Below are 20,238 nucleotides of genomic sequence, written 5' to 3'. Positions count from 1 at the left end.
TGTGACCTGAAGGGCAAGCTGCACACCTGAAACGATGACGGATGCAATTACGGCTCCCTTTTCAATCTTTGTTTGGGTTTCCTGGGTCATCTGTTTATCTCCTTTTTAGGTTAATAGTTATATCATGTCCTGAAATATCTTCTATTCTGTAGGGCATATCGGATTGAAGCGGGATAATGATTTTTGTAGCGGTGATTTCGAGTTGGGCATAACGGCGGGCGATATTCAGGATTAGCTTTAGTATCCAGTTCATACCGGACAGGTTGTATTTCAGAATGAGTTTCTGTTCGTGGCTGTTGAAACGAGGTTGTATGGTGAGGATGATCTTTCTAGGCAGGATTAGTTTCTTCCACAATGCTCCTCCTTCCCTTTTAGTTGATAGGCTTATCACTCTTCTTATGCCATAAAAAGCTGGCATAAGAAAAGTATGTTGAACATTATGGAGGTTGTTATGAAAGAAAGTGTGAAAAATGAGCTAAATATATTGTTGGGAGTTGTTGAAGGTGTGCAGAAATTCTTGAAGGAAGATGGCAGTGTTAAGGCTATGATGTTGAGTGCTGCTTTGTTTGATCAGTTCTGGAGATTGAAGGATGAGTTGGAGAAGGAAAGCCCTGGATGATATATTGGCTCTTTCTTTACTCAAACACGTGCTTCAGTAGAAAAATGGATTTTATTACTTCTCTGCCAAACCAGTTAGCCATTGGATTGGTGTGCGGTTTTCGTGGTTTACCATTATTGTGAAACAGACCAATGGAATAAAGAGTGCCTAGAATTCCAGGTTTTTTATCTATACTATAACCAGATTTTTCCCAAAAACTTTGCATAATTCGAAGATATGCTGCAGCATAATAAATATTTAGGCCATCATTAGATAGCTTTTTAAAAAGTTCATCCGGTGACTTACTTAATTTTAACGAATTAATATATTTTTTTCTAGGAAAAAAAGAGCTTAAAGAATCTGTAATCTGTGTCTCGATCCAATAGGCTGTTTTAATTTTAACCTGACAAAATCCGACCGAACTATTAAAACCGCGTTTGGCTATTAGTTCATCAAGTGCAATATCAGTCCAGCTAAAATTATAACTTCGCTCAACATAAATAATCGATGCTAGGTAAACTGGGTTGATATCAAATTTATGTGCAGCCTCTAATATAATAGACTTATTTTGATATATCTTAGCTTTTGTGCTATCTGGATTTTCAGCATGTAGATAAATTGAGAATGAGAGGAAGATTAGTACAACTATTGTTTTCATAAAATAAAAGCCCCGGCCGAGCCGGGGCATAGTAGTAAAAATTACTTTAGCAATAACATTTTACGGACTTGTTCAAATTTTACAGATTTATTAAGACTGGAAACAGCCTTTAATTTATAAAAATAAACTCCAGTAGCCACTATATTTCCAAATTCATCACGACCATTCCATGAGACTTTATGATAACCTGGCGAAAGATTAATCATTTCAATATTATTCACTTTCTGGCCAATTGAATTGAATATTTCAATAGTAACAGAAGAAGCTTTAGGTATACCAAACTCAATAGTAGTCTCTATATTGAATGGGTTAGGATAATTGTGTGAAAGCTTATAAACCAGAGGAATGCCAAGTTCCTTTTCAATGTCAAAATCTTCATCGATATCAAGTAGTATTTTTGCTTCGGCCGTTGCTAATTGTTTTGGAAACTCTGAAATCATTATTTTAAAAATTTGAAGCGCTACTTCCTTATTCTCAAGTTGAATTAGACGTGATTCTAACTCTCTAAGGAGAACATTTGCAGCAATCTTGGGGTGTTGATAGTCAAGATAACTTAAATAGCTCTCTGACGATGATTTACCCAGGCCTAGTTCTGCATCATATTCTGTATCAACAAACTCTGCATGCTCTTCAATTTCATCCTGATCTGCCAATTGGCTTAAGGAATCTGTGTAATTTCTGAATTTTATAAAGGATTCGTCATCCGTCCTACCTGCCTTCCAGAGAATGTCAAATGCAAGGAAAGCAAGACTAGAATCAGGCATGGTTGTGATAATATCTTTACAAATTTTATGGGCACTTTTAGGAAAACCTAATTGAACCAAATTTTTGGCAAATTTTAGCTGCCTTAAAAGTGGCCATTCTTTGTTAAAACTTTCCATAGCAACTTCTTCCGTTAAAGCACTATCAACTGCGGCTGATGATATCTTACCAAAGGTTAAATCATACATATCGATTTCTGGTGAACTGCCTTCTATTATATTGAGAGAAGGTGCGTATTCAAGCCATGGTATATAATCTAAAGTAGCTGGGCTTAAAATATTGAAAAGCGATGTGTTTGGAGAAGCATTACCCCACCAGGTTTTTTCCGCAATTATTGTTGAGGATCCATAAGCATAAACATTATAATCATTGTTTTCAATCCAATTTCTCCCTCCAAATTCCCCACAATGATCTTCCCCGAGGAATGGACTAGATGAATATGCCCGTATACCGTAAATGTTATCATGGATATAATTATTACCTAAGGCGCTGATATCTCCGAGGTTTGGCGAAGAATATGACGAGCAATAGATACCATAATCCGATTCTGAGATTTCATTTCGCCTAATATTTGGTGAAGATGAAGCTAGTCTGATTCCATAAATACAATCGTAAATTATATTATCAAGCAGCTGGGGATCATTCGGAATATAATTTGAACCATATGAATAAATAGCATATTTAGCATTATCAACTGTATTGCCCTGTACCAGCGAGGAAGACATGTTCAAATAAATGCCTTTGTATGTAATATCTTTAACAGTGTTATTTTTAATAATTGGATTGCTCTTGTAGGCATAAATACCATTAGTTGCATTTTCAATATGTGCAAATTCGATTGAACTCAAAGATGAGGCGTTTTCATTAAATTTAAGTCCAGCCCATTTTTCTGGTACAGATGATTTAAACGTTGCCAGCGCCGCAGGAATACCATTGACATTTAATGTACCTCCGGTTTCAATTGTTAAGCTTTTGGCTTCATCAAAAAAGAGGTGTGTTCCTGGCTTAATAGTTAATGTGACATTATTGGCAACTGTCAAATTATCTGTAACAGTTACTTTTCCTTCCAATGTCATATTTGCAGAGATAGCACCAGAAATGGTAGTTTGAGGATAATAAAAAGCTCCTAAATCAGGATATACAATTTCTCCATCCACGATTTCTGTATCCCAATCATATTCTTCGGGAATCCTCATATTAAAATCGAAAAAGTAATCCTCTATATTATCTAGAAGGAATCCTCCTCCTTCACCTATAGCTGAACTACCATATCTTAGGTGTAAATCACCGTTTGCGGCGTCTATAAATGTAGTAGCAGGATCTACTCCTTCAATTGCATCAAGTTGCCAATATTTATAAAAGATTTGCGGTCCTTGAGCAGAATAAGAATAATGATTAGCATTATTGCTATACAAGTTATTGGCGAGAAACCCATATAAATAACCAAATTGATTTGCATCATTTACGTAGAGCTGAATATAGAAGGCAATTTTTGAATTATTAAAAAAAGTATTGTTTACGGCCACTAAGCCAAATTTAGAATCAGCACCGCTGGTAACTTGCAATGTAGGGAAATAATATATGCCGTATTCATTATTGCTAAAAACACTGCGGTAAACGCTTAACAAAGTTTCTTGAACATTATCTGCAACGCCTTTATTAAAAACAATACCAGTGTGGTTATTGTTAAATACGTTTTCTTCTAAATACAACTCTGACTGCGAAGCCTGACCCAAAAGAATGCCCACGTTTGTGTTTTCAAAAGTACAGTTCTTTATTTCAAAAGTATTGTTTTCACCGTTAACGTCAATCCCGCAATATGTATTTTTTATCTTAACATTATTTAACGTGATGTTCTTATCGCTACCATTAATCTGTATAAAATAGTCCTGAGGAAGAACGGGATTGCCAAGAGAGGCTTGTGCAACTGGTTCATAGTCAGTTGCCCGGCCGGAGCCAGTAAGCGTAACAGGTTGTGTTTCTGTTCCTTCAATAGAAAGTGATCCCTGGACATCAAAAGTAAACCCATCGGCAAAAGTTATGTTTGCTCCTACCGGGATGGATAGGGTTGCGTCCGGTGTGACATTCGCTGTATAATCAGGAATATTATTTACTTGATGGTAAACAGCCGTTATTGTTACTCCCTCATCGTTAAATACTACCTCTGTTTCATTTGAGTTTGGGCTTAAAATAGTTGCCCCACTTGGAGGATCAGCAATCCAATGTGAAAGACCATAGACTGCGCCCGTCGTTACTTGGTAGTCAGCCTTAATAAAATATGATTTTCTGCCGAGGGCAGGATTTTGATCCAAAAAAACTGCATAGGATGTATTTGAAACATATTCATGGAAGCTGTCCGGTTGTTCGTCATCAATAGTACCTGCACCCTCTACAAACCAGGGATCGCGGATGGTGACTGGAAACCCCATATTGCTTGTTAAAATAATATTTTTCTGTTCTTTGAAATAAGCAATTTCTTCTACTTTGGTATCTCTCATTAAAACGTCTCTGTTATAAAACCTAAAACTACTCCCGTCTCCGTTCCAGTTTAGATGTTTTACATTATCTGAACCATCTGTCAGTTCTTTTTGGTCGGTGCGTGTGTCAAATAGAAAATTATAAAAGACTTCAACATTTTGATCGTTGCTAGATGTATGGCTTATTACATCCACACCGTTTTGTGTTCCATAGAGGCTTAATGTACCACCGAGTGATACCTGGTGACCGTCCCTCTTATTGACCAGGGCGATTTTTTTGTGAACCTTTTGCATTGCTTTAAAAATATTTAAACGGCCGCCTGTAGCGCATTTACCATCAAGCGCAGCAACATAATCCACACTGCTTAGAATAATATCTTTGAAATACAAGGACGCCCCAACCGGATCGGACAAACGATAATTATGTAAATCTTCGCTGGCGCTGGAGTATAATAGTGCTAATGCACCGGTTACATAAGGCGCGGCATATGAAGTGCCATCATCCTTTTCATAACCGTCATTAATTTTTGTTGTTCCTAAAATATCAGAACCCGGAGCACCCAGATCTACTGTATTTGGCCCGTAATGACTCTTTTTTCGTTTGGAGTCATCGGTTTTTGTTGCAAGAACAGGAATAATGTTATCAAGATCATAAGAAGCTGGATAATTCTTATTATCATCGATATTCTTTCCTTCAGTATGGTGATTACCAGCACTTATTACAATGAGAATGCCAGCATTCTTTGCATTTTGAAGCGCAGTATAAACATCTTGATTATAATCAAAACCACCTATGCTTGCATTTATTAAATCTACGTTCTTATCAACTGCATAGTTTATTGCTTTAACAAGGTTTGAATTAACATCCGGATAAGGTGTTGCTCCGGGGTTAGTAATCTTTAAAGGCAAAATTTTAATATTATCACAAATTCCAGACATTCCAATTTCATTATCAAGGTTTGCCGCAATAATTCCAGCACCAATACTGCCGTGTCCTGTATTTCCATTAGTAAAATCATCTAAAGGATCGGCATCATTATTAAAAAAATCCCAACCCCTTATATCATCTTCATAGCCATTACCATCATCATCAAAATCGGCGGTTCCATTTACCTCCGCATCGTTTATCCATATTTTCTCCTGTAAGTCTTCATGATGCCAATTAACACCGGTATCGATCATACCTACAACTATTTCTCTTTGTCCCAAACTTATGTCCCAGGCTTCAGGTGTTTTTACTTTCGTATGGCCCCATTGCTCTCCAAATCTCGGATCATTTGGGTTATATTGTGCAAATAAGTTACATGTAAATATAATGCTAATTAACACAGTAAATTTTAACATGATTTTTCCTTTTAGAATATATTTAGTTGTGTTTTCCAATTACAATAAACGCTTTATTTCCAAATTGGTAGGGGCCTGCATAAGCCACCGTTTCAGATCTATAATCGGCTCCATAGGTTGTAAGTGTCTGGTTTGGATATTGATCGAACATCTCTGTGTGCAACGACCAGGTACTGCCGTTCCAATGGACAGCCTTACCCCGCCCACTTACTATTATAAGATCGTTTCCTGCCTGGCCTTCTATATCGTGTCTTGCAAACGGATAAGTTAATTCATGGTTATTGGAGAGTATTTTTTTCCTGGATTGAATGTTTACAGTTAGTAAACCCGCATCTGTAAGAAAGTATGCATCCTCATCTCCTGTCCATACCGATAAAAAAACTCCATAATTGCCTTGTGGCACATTGGCCGGGCCAATGGAACGGTAAAGTTCTGTTACATTTTCATTAACAATCTCTAATGCAACAGCATCGCCGTTTTGTTCATAGCCTGTTACAAACACATTCCCTTTGTTATTACCGGAAATACCGCGCAGATGGATATTTGTGTTGCTGTTTAATTCTTTAAAACTACTCCCATTATAGTGGACAATAGTACCAAGCCCGCCAACAAAATAAATATTATCCTCAGCAATTTTCCATATTTGTTCAACTCCTTTACCAAAACTTGGAACACGCCATTTCATGTTCAATTTTTCACCGTCCCATAAAAAAATACTTGCGGCAGCAACCCATAAATTATTGTCAGTACCCTCCCAAACGCACCGAATCGGTGTAGCCGAGCTACCTCCATCCCAAGGAAACTTTTGTAAATGCCACTTATTACCATCCCAATGGGCACCGCCATATGTGCCGCTGTCTGTGGTCACTTCGCCAACCGCCCAGATATTGTTTTCATCAATAACTGTTACATCATGAAAAAAGCTGGGGTATTTACCCAAAGTATCAATACGCCAGGTAAAAGCATGGCTGGTGGTATCTTGTCCAGTATTTGGTGGTTTTACTCCATTTTCGCTGCAAGACTTCACAATCAGGAATATCAGATTAAGAATTATAAATATAAACAGGTGTTTCATGGTTAGTCCTTGGTTAAGGAATTGGTATAACCGCAATAAAAAAAGTATATTGCGGTCATACGGGCAATACTTGTGTTGTGCAAACCCGTTATCCTCGGGTGATGATTCCAGCATCACTCGAGGCTTTTTATTCCAAGTCCATCGGTCTTCCTCCATTTTAAAAATCAATCACTACTAGCTTATCAATAGTCATAATAATATGGACAAATTATTTGTGATCATTGATAGATCTTTTAAGCGATTGGGTTGTGATAAGAAAAATGGAATGTATAAATTATGGCCGTGTGCCGATAAAAAACCAGTTGCAATAAAATTGGGCAACTTAAACTCCATTCTTCAAGTACTAATAGCAAACCTTCCATGGCTATAATACAATTCCTAAGAATGTCGCTGAGCCCCCCTCTAAACAACTCAGAAATTGGGTGAATTGAAATTTCAAATCACCAATTGTGGATATTGACTTTAAAAAAGCAGTGCAACAAATATACGAAATAGAAATATTTAATCAAGAAAGCTTTCTCTTTTTTCTAAAAGGCTGTTAGTCTCAGTGAAAAAAATAAAGTGAGACAATGAGATATGATTTTAGGCAGGATTATTTTATCAATGAAATCTTTTTTGAACTCTTTCGAGCATCGGTAGAAAGAACTATATAATACTCACCGCTTGCTATCGAATTTGCATCAAATCTATGCTCATATTTGCCTGGTGAATAATCATCATCAATTAAAGTAAGAACTTTCTTTCCGGATGTATCATACAGATCAAGTTTTACATTTCCTCGTTCTTTAACTTCAAATACAATATTTGTTGTGGAGTTAAAGGGATTTGGATAGTTCTGAAGTAACAAGAAATCTTTTGGGTTTTCGCTTTCAATTCCTGAGACCTCATCAAATACAAAGTCGCAATAGACAGGTAAATGATCGCTCCCATAATATAAAGCATCTGCGATTTCTGAACTGACTGCACCATTTTCTCCCTCATTTATTGAGACATTAAAATGCTGGCCATCATTGCCATATTCTGTATATGAGTTCGGTAACACCTCATCATTCAAAGCCTCAGAAATAAGAATAAAATCAAAACGGTCATCAAGGCCACCTGAAGCACCACCGCCAAATTGTTCGACTCTTGGGCTTTGTGTATGTATCCCGGCAAAAGATTCCGAGTTGTGCCAATTACCCGGTGAATCAATCGGATCAAATGAACGCCCATCATTGTCTGCTTCATCAGCTAACAGTTTCTGATAACCAGGTTCACCCGAGTCATAAAAGTTAAAATCACCAAGGATAATGAAATTTGTCGCTGTTGGAAGTTGGTTGAGATGATCTCGCCAAATAGTGCATTCAGCTAAGCGTTTTTGCTCATTATCAGACCCTTGACTCGCTTTAAGGTGTGCGGAATAAATGAATAAAAATTCTTCTGTAGAATTCACTTTTAATTTATACTCAGCTATATCTCGAAGCTCTGTGGATATGTAGGAATCCGAAATGAATTTAACTTTATCTGTTTTGTAAAAAATGTGATTATCCGTATCAGGGCCATCATTGAAGTGTATTGTACTGTAATTATTATTTAAAACTGTTGTGGAAAAAGAGTTAACAGCAGTTTGACTAAGGATCTCCTGAACAATCAGTATGTCTGCATCAATTTCATTTGTAATTGGTTGCAGGTATTCATTTCGTGCCGTACCGTTATAATTTAAAATGTTATAGGTTGCTACACGAAGAGTATCAGCAGATTGAGCAAAAGACACGAGTAAAAAGATTGTTGGGAGCATTTTCATTAGTGTTTTATCTTCTTTTGAATTATATATTCTCATCGAAATGTAATTACCAAGCGGGAGGCGGACAGTGCTATTTGAACAAGATCAAACCGATATATTAGAAAAGATATTTCTGTCTTTACAAAATATCGAACGGGTGGTTTTTAAGAAAGAAAAGCCTTTTTTAAACATGGAAGAAACAGATGATTATCTTTGTTTGTCAAAACAAACCCTGTATGCTTACACTAGCAGGAATGTAATTCCATACTATAACCTTCAAGGGCGAAGAGTTAACTTTAAAATAGAAGATTTAAATAACTTTGTTCTGAAGAAAAACAATAGGGTGATGAGACAGGAAGAGATTGAGAGTAAATCAGCAACTTGGACTTCTAAAAATAGATAAGAAATGATTGACATAGAGTTCAATCGTTTAGGGTGGTGTGGTTATAACTAAAGGCAGGAATGATATTAATGGCTGAAGGGAAAATCTTTATTTGTAATGAATGTAACAAAACAATAGAAACCTTGTCTGATGGGAACCCATATTATTTAGACTATAATGGGAGTAAACAGTATGCCCACCACCCGGACCATGAGAATTTAGAGAAATGTATTGGTAATGGCAGCCCTGCTATTTGTTTATCTTGCGCCGCAGAATTTATGATTGACAGTGCTGCTCCAATAACCAGCTGCCCTCAATGCCAATCTAAAGACATCGCAGATACATTTGAATTGGAAGATAAAACGTGTCCTTTTTGCCGAATTGGGATATTTCAAACAGACCCAGACAAAAGACTTATCTCATAATGCCTTCCACCTTTTTTCAAGAAGATATGCAGCAAGTTTCGTAATATACTTTGCCTGTTTAAACACATCTCTTTATATTTGTTTTAATCCTCAATATAATACTCCAATTTTTATAAAAATTTATGGAACCTACATTGAGCGAAGTAAACAAAAAAGAACTCACCGATTTGGAAAATGGAGTCAATTTTTAAATGATTTTAGATAACTCCAATGAAAATCTAAAAGTCCATGAGTGGCTCACAAAATACACAGAAGAAGGTAAGTTAGATATTGTTACTGGTTACTTCACTATTGGGGCACTAGCATACATTACTAAAGCCGTAAATGAAAAAATTGATAAATATCGTTTAGTTCTAGGAGATATTGTCAACTTTGACTTGGAGGAAAACCGTCCTCTCGATTTACTAAATGAAAATATAACAATAGAAGCTGCACTTAAATTAAATAGTGTTTCTCAAGAAGCTGTTAGTTTTTTAAAACAAGATAAAGTATCTGCAAAAACCCTTGAACCTAACTTCTGTCATGCAAAAATTTATCTATTTAATCCAAAAGAAAAAGATGATAGAAAAAAATATTTCATTTCCGGAAGCTCTAATTTGACAGAGGCAGGAATTGGGCTAAAAGAAACAAATAATGTTGAATTAAATATTGCTGAAACTGGCAATAATAGTCAATATAAAGAGCTAATTGAATGGTTTGAATCACTATGGAAAAAACCCCAAGCGCACAGAGAAAAAACCATAATTCAAAAAGATGGATCAAAAACGAAACTAAATTTTAAGCAATACCTTATTAATGAAATTGAACGAATTTTTATTAAGTATACTCCACGAGAAATTTACTATAAAATTTTATTTGAATTATTTGGAAGCCAAATACTAGAAGATGATAGTAATCCGGATTTCAACAGACAAGTAGGTAGACTTGAAAATTCAGCTATTTACAATACTCTTTATGATTTTCAGAAAAAAGGAGTATTAAGTTTAATTCGAATGCTTCAAAAATACAATGGAGCCATTCTTGCAGATGCTGTTGGGCTTGGAAAAACTTGGTGCGCTTTGGCAATAATTAAATTCTTCCAATTACAAGGGAGAGAGATTCTTCTACTCTGTCCCAAGAAGCTAGAATTTAATTGGAAAAGATATCGTAAACATCAAGATTCTAAATTTGAAAAAGATCAGCTGGATTTCTTTGTTCGCTTTCACACAGATATGAGTGAAGAACGTCTTGAGAGATATGACGATCGTGCTGACAAGTTATTCACAAATGACAAACCAAAACTAATTATTATAGATGAAAGCCACAATCTTCGGAACGACAAATCAAATAGATACAAATTTCTTCTTGAATATATACTTAAGCCAAATGAAGACATCAAAGTTCTTTTATTATCAGCAACACCAATAAATAACTCATTGAATGATATAAGAAATCAGTTTAAACTCATGGTACAGGGTAATGTGCATGGTTATCAAGAATCACTAGGAGTTAGAAACCTAGATTATTCATTTCGTACTGCGCAAAAGGCCTTTAATGATTGGCGAAGGGAGCCTGAGCCCAAAATTTCTGACTTTATTAAAAAACTACCTGCCAACTTTTTCACGTTGACTGACACACTCACTGTTGCCAGAACACGAAAAATGATTGAAGGACAGGAAGCTGCCTTGGTATTTCCTCAAAAAGAGAAACCGATAAACCTTTTTGTCACACCTCAAGAACTAGGCAATTTTGAAACATTCGAGGAACTTTTTGATCATTTCCCTCAAATGCTTTCAGGATATCAACCTTCATTTTATTTGGAAGATACTGATAATGAGAAAGACGTCTTACATGATGAAAGACAAAGGGACCGTTTTTTAGTAAAAATGATGTATATCTTAATGGTCAAAAGGTTAGAATCATCTTGGTATTCATTTTTCACAACCGTAGAAAAAATAAAAGATCATCACCAAAACGCTTTGGATAGAATTAAAGCCTACCAAGTGGACAAAAAAAACCACGTTATTAATGAAGATGACCAGTGGCTTTTTGACGATGATGAATTAGAAGCAGAATATGAAGAGTTCACGCTTGGTAAAAAAAGAAAAATAAAATTATCTGATATTGATGCTGCTGGTAATATTAAGAATTACAAAAAAGATTTAAAAAAAGACCTGGACGCTTTAGATAATCTCTTTTCTAACCTGTTGAAGTTTCAAGTACGAATTGATGAGGAAATTATCCATCCAATGAACCACTCTTCGGCTGATAATAAGCTTGAGGTTTTAATGCAACAGATTGAACGTAAAAGAAATTCCGGACATAATTCAAATAACCAAAAGCTTGTCATATTCACTGTCTATAGAGATACAGCGCAATATTTATTCGAACAATTAAAAGCAAGAGGATACGATAAGCTATCTATGGTTTCAGGTAGTGGCTCATTGGTTTCAGATACTGATGAAGAAAGCAAGTTGTTTGAACCAATTCTGGAGCGTTTTGCCCCATACACCAAGCTCTTCAAGGAGAAAGAATGGGAATTTGAAATAAAAAAAGGAAACCAAAAAGAGTATCAAAATTGGGTTTCCTGGATTGCAGAAAATCATCCAAGAACCTACACCAAACTGCAAAACCCAATTGACATCATCATTGCTACTGATGCATTAAGTGAGGGCCAAAATCTTCAGGATGCAGATATGGTGATTAATTATGATATCCACTGGAATCCTGTTCGGATTATTCAAAGAATGGGTCGTATAGATCGATTGGGATCACCAAACGAAAAGATATTTGGTATCAACTTTTGGCCATCTAATAACATTAACAGTTATTTAAATCTTCAAGGTAGAATTGAGCAACGAATGGCAGCTATGAAACTCGCTGGCTCAGAGGTGCATTTGGATTTCTCAGAAACTTTCAAGGAAATGGCAGAGGATGAAGACTTAGAAAATAGATTGAAAGCAAGAATGATGGAACAAATGCAAACTTCCTGGGATGACATTGAAGTGAGTGATCAGGGTCTTGGTTTTGATGATTTGTCACTTGAGCGTTATCGCCAAGATTTACTTGATGAATTCAATAAAGATAAGGACAAATATCTGCGTATGCCAAAAGGTGTGTATTCCGGTTTCAAAGCGGATGCGACTATCTGTGCAGAAGATGGTATCATAGCCTTATTGGGTTATCCTAATCGTCCTGAAAAATCCAAGATGCATGAATATAAAGTATTTGATCTCATTTATATAAATAATGATGGGAAGATGTTATTGCTGAATCAAAAAGAGGTCTTGGATGCTATTACTTATCACAAAGACCGGGAGCGCTTTGTCCCAGATGGGATTGATAAAGGAGATGAAGCAGAAATCCAGAAATTGGTAAATTCCTTAAAATCATTTTTAGATAGACAAGCTGCAGAATTTACGGAGTTAGAAGATGGCAGCACCAAAAAAGTGATGGGTAAAGAAGCCAGAGACGTTTTAGCAAAGTTACGAAAGGGCGATAAGTTCGCATTAGATAGAGTAAAACAAGATCTGAAGGTGGATGAGAAATATCAACTTCAGAACTTCGATTTGATCACCTGGTTTTTGGTTACGGTATAAAATATGATACTTACACATTTTAAAGACATGGACTTTCTTAAGGCCGTCAAAGCCCTTTTCAAAGAATTAAAAGTCCCTATGAATTATGTGGCGGATGAACCAACCACCGCCAAAGAAATCCTCAAAGACACCTACAAAGACAACACGACCTTTCAGTTAGTGGATGATGTCTATTTCGTGGGGATGGTCGATGACGCAGCTTTTGAAGGCACCAAAAGTCTGGATGTACAACAAATAAAATCCGATTATGATGGTGTTTTGATTTTTGGGCTTACTCTTTACCAAAGGGAAAACAACCTCCTCCCTACCCGCTCTCAACTGGCTGAAATCTCTCGGGCTTTCAATAGAGAATTCTACTACACTCCAGTGGTATTGGTTTTAAAATACAGGGATGACCAAGCAGACTATCTTGCCTTTGCAAACACTGAAAGACTGCAATACAAACAGGCATGGCGTGAAGGTGAAAAAGCTGGAAGAGTATCACTCTTAAGGGATATAAACATTATTCAGCCTCACTCAGGGCATGAGAGAATTCTCTTAGAGCTTAAAATCCCCTCGATTGGAACAAAGACTGTCGATTCTTTTGCGAAATTATATGCCTACTGGCAGGAAGTATTCAGTGTTAGTGTACTTAACAAGAAGTTCTACCAGGAACTCTCCAATTGGTATTTCTGGGCCATTAAGCATGTGACTTTTCCCAACAAGCCAACACTCGAAATTGCTCACCAAAAAGGAGCAAAACTGGATGATCTCATTCAGGAGCACAATGCCACCAATGTGATTCGCTTACTTACACGTTTGCTTTTTACATGGTTTATCAAAGAGAAAAAACTGATTCCTGAGGAGCTCTTCGATTTAAAAGCTTTACAAAAAGACATCCTCAATGACATTTCACCATACCATGAAGAAGGAACCATGTTTGCTCAGGCGAATAAGGAAAGTATCTATTATAAAGCCATACTACAAAACTTGTTTTTTGCTACTCTGAACTGCCCTATTGAAGAAGATAGCTTAGATAAACGCTCCCGAAGATTTCGCCTTAAGAATCACTATGGACAAGACCGGGGGAATGATTGGATGTACCGGTATGAAAAATACTTTAAAAATCCAGATGTATTTTTAAAACTAATGAACGAAAAAGTTCCATTCCTGAATGGCGGCCTTTTTGAATGTCTTGATATTAAACACGATCAAAATCTTTATATAGATGGATTCTCCGACCAAATGACCAGGGGAGAACAATTGATTGTTCCTGATTATCTCTTTTTTGGGGTGGAAGAGCATGTTGACCTGAGTGCTGAATATGGAGTTAAGAACAAAGCTGCCAAAGAAGCCGCCGTAAAAGGACTGGTAAATATTCTGAAATCCTACAAATTCACTATTACAGAAAATACACCTATTGAAGAGGATGTAGCGCTTGATCCAGAATTATTAGGAAAGGTGTTTGAAAATCTCCTTGCAAGTTACAATCCTGAAACCAAAAGCACGGCTCGTAAACAAACGGGTTCGTTCTATACGCCCCGGGAGATTGTGAACTACATGGTGGATGAAAGCCTGATTGCTTATCTGAAAAATGCGGAGACCGATTGGGCCATGGATGAAAAGGCGTTAGATGAAAAACTTCATCAGCTGACTTCTTTTGATCCGGTGAACCCTTTCAAAGAAAATACAGCATTGACTAAACGTATCGTAAAAGCATTGGATGAATGCAAAATTCTCGACCCAGCTTGTGGTTCGGGTGCATTCCTGATGGGTGGTCTGCAAAAGATGGTACATATGCTGCAAAAACTCGATCCGAAGAATTCAAGCTGGAAAGAAGTACAAACTCAAAAAGCTGAAAAAGACCTAAAAGAAGCACTAAGTATTGAGGATAAAAACGAACGTGGGGAAAAGTTAAAAGAAATTAATGAAGCCTTTGATCAAAACATGAACGACCCGGACTATGCCCGAAAACTCTATTTGATAGAAAACTGTGTGTACGGTGTAGACATACAACCCATAGCCACACAAATAGCCAAGCTTCGATTTTTTATCTCTCTGGTGGTAGATCAAAAAGTGGCAAAGAAAGAAGCAAATTTCGGTATTCGTCCTTTACCGAACCTGGAAACGAAGTTTGTAACTGCCAATACACTCATTGGAATAGACAAACCTCAAGCCCAAACCAACTTGTTTGATAACAAGGAAATCAAGCAACTGGAAGCCGAACTAAAGAAAGTACGCCACAAACTCTTTAGCGCTCGTACAAAAGACACCAAACTGAAATACCGAAAAAAGGATGAAGAACTTAGAAATGCTATTGCTGGCGAACTGAAGCGCAGTGGCTTGCATAATGACTCGGCTGAAAAACTAGCAGGTTGGGATCCTTACGACCAAAATGCGTCTTCGCTTTTCTTTGACCCGAAATGGATGTTTGATATTTCAGGTGGTTTTGATGTGGTGATTGGGAATCCACCCTATGGTGTTTCAATTAAAGGGAAAGATCGCAAAGAAGTTCTAAAGCATTTAAAAAAAGTACCTGACTACGAGATCTACTATTTTTTTATAGAGGTTTCTAGTAAAATCCTTAATTCAAATAAAGGCATTCTTTCATATATAATTCCAAATACGTATTTATTTAATGTGTTTGCCGAAAATTATAGGGATGATTTGATTAAAAACTGGGGAATTAAATCAATCATAGATTTTACTAATTACTCATTATTTGATACAGCTACCGTAAGAAATTCTGTTATTATATTTACAAAAGGAGAAGAATCAAAAGATGTAAAATACTTACCAACTTTAAACAGCAAGTTGGATCTCAATTCGTTCATGAGTCAAGATGTGAAGGCACTTAATATTTCTCTTTTTCGTGAATTCTCTCAAAATTGGGCATTGGCATTTAAACTATCTAAAAGCACAATAAATGCTGTTGCGAATATTAAATTAAATTCAAAGCCGCTTAATTTCTTTTTTCCTGAGGTATCCCAAGGTTTGATTGCGTATGATAAGTATCAAGGTCAGCACGAAGAAGTAATCAATTCAAGAGCATATCACCATATGGAGTATAGGAAAGGATTGAAACGCTGGCTTTGGGGTGAAGACATTACAAAGTATTCGGTAAGATGGAATGAGAGAGAGTACATTGACTATTGTAATGGTATTGCAAATCCAAGACAACCAAAATTTTTTAAAGAAAAGAGAATGTTAATCCGTGAGATTACCAATCCATCAATTTTTGCAGCTATAACTGATGAAGAACTCTATAATGATCCTGCAATTCTTGTTGTACTCAATTCAATATTCAGCCTTGAAGCGGCCACAATTATCTTGAATTCACGGATTGGTACATTTTTTCATTTTAATGCATCACCAAAGGCAACAAAAGGTGATTTCCCAAAAATTTTGGTAAAGGATATTAAAGAGTTTCCTCTTTCAAAAAATTTGGAAAAAGTAGATAAGCAACTTTGGAAGTCGCTTTATAATATATTGGAATTCGACACTATGAATAGCTCAATTTCAAATTCAATTTATAACGTTACAGATGGCCTGTGTTTAGAGCTGTACTTCCCCGACCACATGAAAGAGCGGGAAATTGATGTTTTGGAGTTTGTGGAGCGAGATATCAATCAAGCACTGCAGGGTAGGGAGTTTAACAACCTTAGTGAAACAGAAAAAGAAAGGGTCATTGAGCAACTCCACGCCACCTGGAGCCACACGGATAATGAAGTCCGCAATCGCATTAAACTCTTTGCAGTAAGAAGTCCAGAAATTCTTAAACCCATATTGGAAAGCTGATGAAAAGAATAAAAGAAATCCGTATACGGAATTTTAAAGCTTTCCAAAAAGATAATCGACAATTTAAAATCAATGGCAAAAATGTCTTGGTATTTGGTAACAATGGTTCCGGCAAGTCCAGTCTATTTTGGGCTCTTTATACCTTTTTACAAAGTAGCGGTAAAACAAATGAAGAGGTACAGAAATATTTTAAAAATTATACTATATCAGATCCTAAAACGCACCAAACGCTTAAAAACATTTTCATGGGTGAAACTGAAGATTCTTATGTTAAAGTCACCTCCATTGATAGTGATACAAATGAAACAAAAAACTACACCATTTCCCATGGCACAATAAATACCAACAGTGATTCAGATACTATTATCCAGGAATTAAACCTTGCAAGTGATTTCATTAATTATAAACTGTTACACAATTTTTATAGGGCTTCTCATCGTCAGCAAGTAAATCTTTGGCCTGTTTTTGAAAGAGATATCTTTCCCTTCTTGGCAGAAGGAACACAAAACTTACTGGAAGATATTATTAAGACACCAACCTTAGATATTCCCAGAGATGCTGGTGGAAGGTCAGTTTATGGAAGGCAAAGAGAGTTATATGTAAACAAATTAAGTGTTTTAAACACCAAAATACAGGACATACTCGATGAAATCCAAGGGCATGCCAATGATTTTATCAAAAATGAATTCTTTGCTGGTAAAGATGTAATCCGCATAAGCCTCATTTTTTCAAAAAAATTCAATTTTCAAAAAGTTCATACAAAACTTTGGGGAGAAAACAAAGAAGCTGAAAGATATAATCTGCTTCATATTAAATTATCTGTTGAGCTTTTTGAGGAAAAACCAACTCCGCAATGGAAATCAATAGAAAGAGTGCAGTCATTTTTAAATGAAGCACAATTAACAAGAATTGCAATAGGTATAAGAATAGGTGCTTTACTCACAAGACCTTTAGCGGAAGCTCGATTCAAGATACTTGTCTTAGACGATATGCTCATAAGTCTTGATTTATCGAATAGAGTGGATGTGGTTCGAATTATTTTGAATAAGGATAGAAAGGAAAGTCTCAGTTTCTTTGATGAGTTCCAAAAGTTTATTTTTACTCATGACAAAGGCTTATTTAATCTGATCCGCAGAAACACAAACGAGGAAAACTGGGTTTATTATAATTTCAATAAAGATGAAAGTGATAATTCTCCACCAACAATTAGAGCAGATCTTACATCCCTGCAAAAAGCAGCAAAATATTTTGATGAAAATGAATTTGAGAATTGTGGTAATGAATTGCGAAAAGAAGCAGAGGCAATTTTGGACAATTTTCTGGATCCTGATTTGAAATTGCTTGATCAAAAGTTTCAAGGACTTAAGCAAAAACTAGGTGATGCTTTTAAGAAATTGACTGAAAAAAGATTTAAAGATTTTAATATTGCATTTCTGACAGATTTGGAGCCAGAAAAATTACAGAAAATAAAAGAAGATTATCATTCAGATGACTCTCTTACAACCGGTGAAAAGAGGAAATTAACTATTCTTAAAACTAAAATGTCTGATTTTTTAATTAATTTTAATGAAGAAGGAACTCGTAAAGAACAATTAATTAGTGAAACAAAGGAAATTTTAGATAGAGTAATGAATACCGCTTCTCATCATGGTGAAAATGAATTGTATCGGGCTGAATTGAAGGATGCTATTGAAAAGATGAAAGACTTAAAAGAACATCTTAGATGAAGAATAAACTGACCAAGATTTTCCGATAATTATAATTTATTTGATACATGAAAAAAGTGGAAAAGGTGGGGTTAAAATGAAATCTGAAGCAATCTTAATATATGGCGTTTACGAGAGCGTATTGAAAGAAATTCTAAATGTTCAAAAAGAGTTACCTGACCATGTAATGTATTTACAACCCTATAAATCGTCACCAATCAAGCATCTTAGAGATGAAGAGCCCACATCAGAAAACCCATATAAACTATTTCTTACAATTACAAATGATCTAAATAACGTGCACTACACAGCAGAGATTATTGGTTGGGACAATAAAACATTAATATCTGAAGAAAAGAAAAAGGTTCTGATGAGACTGTTATATACTTTGCAACCGGAAGAGGGTGGTTTATATAATGCGTCAAGATCTGATGATGGTGAAAGTATTAACCTATTGCATATAAGAAGACTCATAAAACTTAAAAAGCCATTCAAAATTAGCACGCTTGTTAAGACCAAAGATAATAATCCAGTCAAGGAAGGAAGAACCTCATCCGGTGGTTGGGCCTACGTTAAGCCTATAACTAGTTAATGAAATATAAATGTTAATTTATTTCATTCTCAAATATTAGAAAATGCTATTATTGTCCCAAAGATTGGAATGAGAAATTAATTCATAAATGTTTTATACACACTGAGATTAGTTAATTGGAGGAACTATGGAATTGTCTAATTTTAAGGAGTATAGGTTTTTACGAACAGAACTGCAGAATTTGAAGAATTGTATTACTAACTACATGGGATTCGTTCTGGGTGGGTCAGGTTTATCTTTTATTGCTTTTCAATTATTATCCAACAAAGGTCCGTTAAATACGGAATATGTAGCACAAATATCCCTTATTCTTTCAATTGTAATATCTCTAGTTTTGTCAATTATCTTTTATAAATTCAACTCACACAATAGGTACGCTGGTTACTGCAAATTACTCAACCAAGAACATATTAATATAAAAACCACGGCTGAATCTTTAGACCTCATCCGTGATATCGATATTGAATCCTGGGAAATTTGTGTTAATCGGTTACGCCACTCTGATTTCGAAGATAAGCCATTTAAGAATTTGTATGAAGGATACCATATTACAGATGTAATAACACAGGACCTGCAAATTAGCGTTGAATATTATTCTGGACGAAATAATGCTGCGGACAAACATAGGTTCTGGAAAGGTATTCTACTTATTTTTGAATTGATAGTAGGGAGAGTAAATACTAGATCATGGCAATTCCCATTATTTGTAACAGGGATTTTCGCAATTTTAGTGCTTATTTATTTGATAGCATCACTCTATTTTTATTCACATGTTTATACATTTGATTTAGAACAAGGTACCTTTAATGCAAGCAATATTGCATATATTGCTTTGTTTTTACTGCTACTTCGCATATGGTATACCTTTATTTGCAAACTATTCTCTTTGTTAAAAGGTGGAGCCTCTGTTGATGCATTCTGCTGGAAATTCTTACCGATCCGCTATAGTTTTTTAAGACATAAATTCCCATATATAAAATACTCCCTAATAACACTTTCAGATGGATTAAAAGAATTCGAAGAGCAAAGAAGAATGAAAGAAAAGCTATTAAATGGTTAACAACAATGTGCATAATTTTGCAATAAATTAATAGGTGAATTT

13 protein-coding genes are annotated in these 20,238 nt (G+C 35.7%); 8 read left to right on the top strand and 5 right to left on the bottom strand.

The window, feature by feature from the left end; translation table 11 throughout:
* Positions 1-94: 94 nt before the first annotated feature.
* The gene (locus HND50_21435) at positions 95-253 is read right to left on the bottom strand and encodes a hypothetical protein (GenBank protein ID NOG47816.1); all 159 of its coding nucleotides are present in this window, start codon (positions 251-253) and stop codon (positions 95-97) included.
* Between the two features lie 198 nt (positions 254-451).
* Between HND50_21435 and HND50_21430 the strand changes: the two genes are divergently transcribed.
* Positions 452-619 carry a hypothetical protein gene (locus HND50_21430; GenBank protein ID NOG47815.1) on the top strand — a complete coding sequence of 56 codons (168 nt, stop codon included), beginning with the start codon at positions 452-454 and terminating at the stop codon, positions 617-619.
* A 16-nt stretch (positions 620-635) separates the two neighbouring features.
* On the opposite strand, the gene HND50_21425 is transcribed toward HND50_21430, so the two are convergent.
* The 4 genes from HND50_21425 to HND50_21410 form a co-directional block, all read right to left on the bottom strand.
* Positions 636-1,256, bottom strand: a complete 621-nt coding sequence (locus HND50_21425; GenBank protein ID NOG47814.1) for a hypothetical protein — start codon at positions 1,254-1,256, stop codon at positions 636-638.
* A gap of 41 nt (positions 1,257-1,297) precedes the next feature.
* Positions 1,298-5,839: a S8 family serine peptidase gene (locus HND50_21420; protein NOG47813.1), complete on the bottom strand. Its 4,542-nt coding sequence runs from the start codon at positions 5,837-5,839 to the stop codon at positions 1,298-1,300.
* Between the two features lie 22 nt (positions 5,840-5,861).
* The gene (locus HND50_21415; protein NOG47812.1) at positions 5,862-6,914 is read right to left on the bottom strand and encodes a hypothetical protein; all 1,053 of its coding nucleotides are present in this window, start codon (positions 6,912-6,914) and stop codon (positions 5,862-5,864) included.
* A gap of 592 nt (positions 6,915-7,506) precedes the next feature.
* Positions 7,507-8,733 carry a T9SS type A sorting domain-containing protein gene (locus HND50_21410; protein ID NOG47811.1) on the bottom strand — a complete coding sequence of 409 codons (1,227 nt, stop codon included), beginning with the start codon at positions 8,731-8,733 and terminating at the stop codon, positions 7,507-7,509.
* Between the two features lie 31 nt (positions 8,734-8,764).
* On the opposite strand from HND50_21410, the gene HND50_21405 reads away from it, so the two are divergent.
* The 7 genes from HND50_21405 to HND50_21375 all read left to right on the top strand — a co-directional run bounded on the left by HND50_21405 (position 8,765) and on the right by HND50_21375 (position 20,196).
* Positions 8,765-9,079, top strand: coding sequence for a hypothetical protein (locus HND50_21405; protein NOG47810.1), 315 nt, complete (start codon positions 8,765-8,767; stop codon positions 9,077-9,079).
* Between the two features lie 68 nt (positions 9,080-9,147).
* Positions 9,148-9,483, top strand: a complete 336-nt coding sequence (locus HND50_21400; protein NOG47809.1) for a hypothetical protein — start codon at positions 9,148-9,150, stop codon at positions 9,481-9,483.
* 191 nt (positions 9,484-9,674) lie between these two features.
* Entirely contained in the window at positions 9,675-13,061 is a 3,387-nt protein-coding gene (locus tag HND50_21395) for a DEAD/DEAH box helicase family protein (GenBank protein NOG47808.1), read from the top strand.
* Between the two features lie 3 nt (positions 13,062-13,064).
* Entirely contained in the window at positions 13,065-16,838 is a 3,774-nt protein-coding gene (locus HND50_21390) for an N-6 DNA methylase (protein ID NOG47807.1), read from the top strand.
* Positions 16,838-18,565, top strand: coding sequence for an AAA family ATPase (locus HND50_21385; protein NOG47806.1), 1,728 nt, complete (start codon positions 16,838-16,840; stop codon positions 18,563-18,565). The genes HND50_21390 and HND50_21385 overlap by 1 nt, the downstream gene beginning before the upstream one ends.
* Positions 18,566-18,641: 76 nt before the next feature.
* Entirely contained in the window at positions 18,642-19,136 is a 495-nt protein-coding gene (locus HND50_21380) for a hypothetical protein (GenBank protein NOG47805.1), read from the top strand.
* Positions 19,137-19,263: 127 nt separating this feature from the next.
* The gene (locus HND50_21375) at positions 19,264-20,196 is read left to right on the top strand and encodes a hypothetical protein (protein ID NOG47804.1); all 933 of its coding nucleotides are present in this window, start codon (positions 19,264-19,266) and stop codon (positions 20,194-20,196) included.
* Positions 20,197-20,238: the final 42 nt, after the last annotated feature.

It is taken from the genome of Calditrichota bacterium (genome assembly GCA_013112635.1).
In the GTDB taxonomy this organism is placed as follows: domain Bacteria; phylum Calditrichota; class Calditrichia; order Calditrichales; family J004; genus JABFGF01.
Note: the sequence above shows the minus strand (reverse complement) of the source record. Positions and strands in the feature narration are given on the sequence as shown.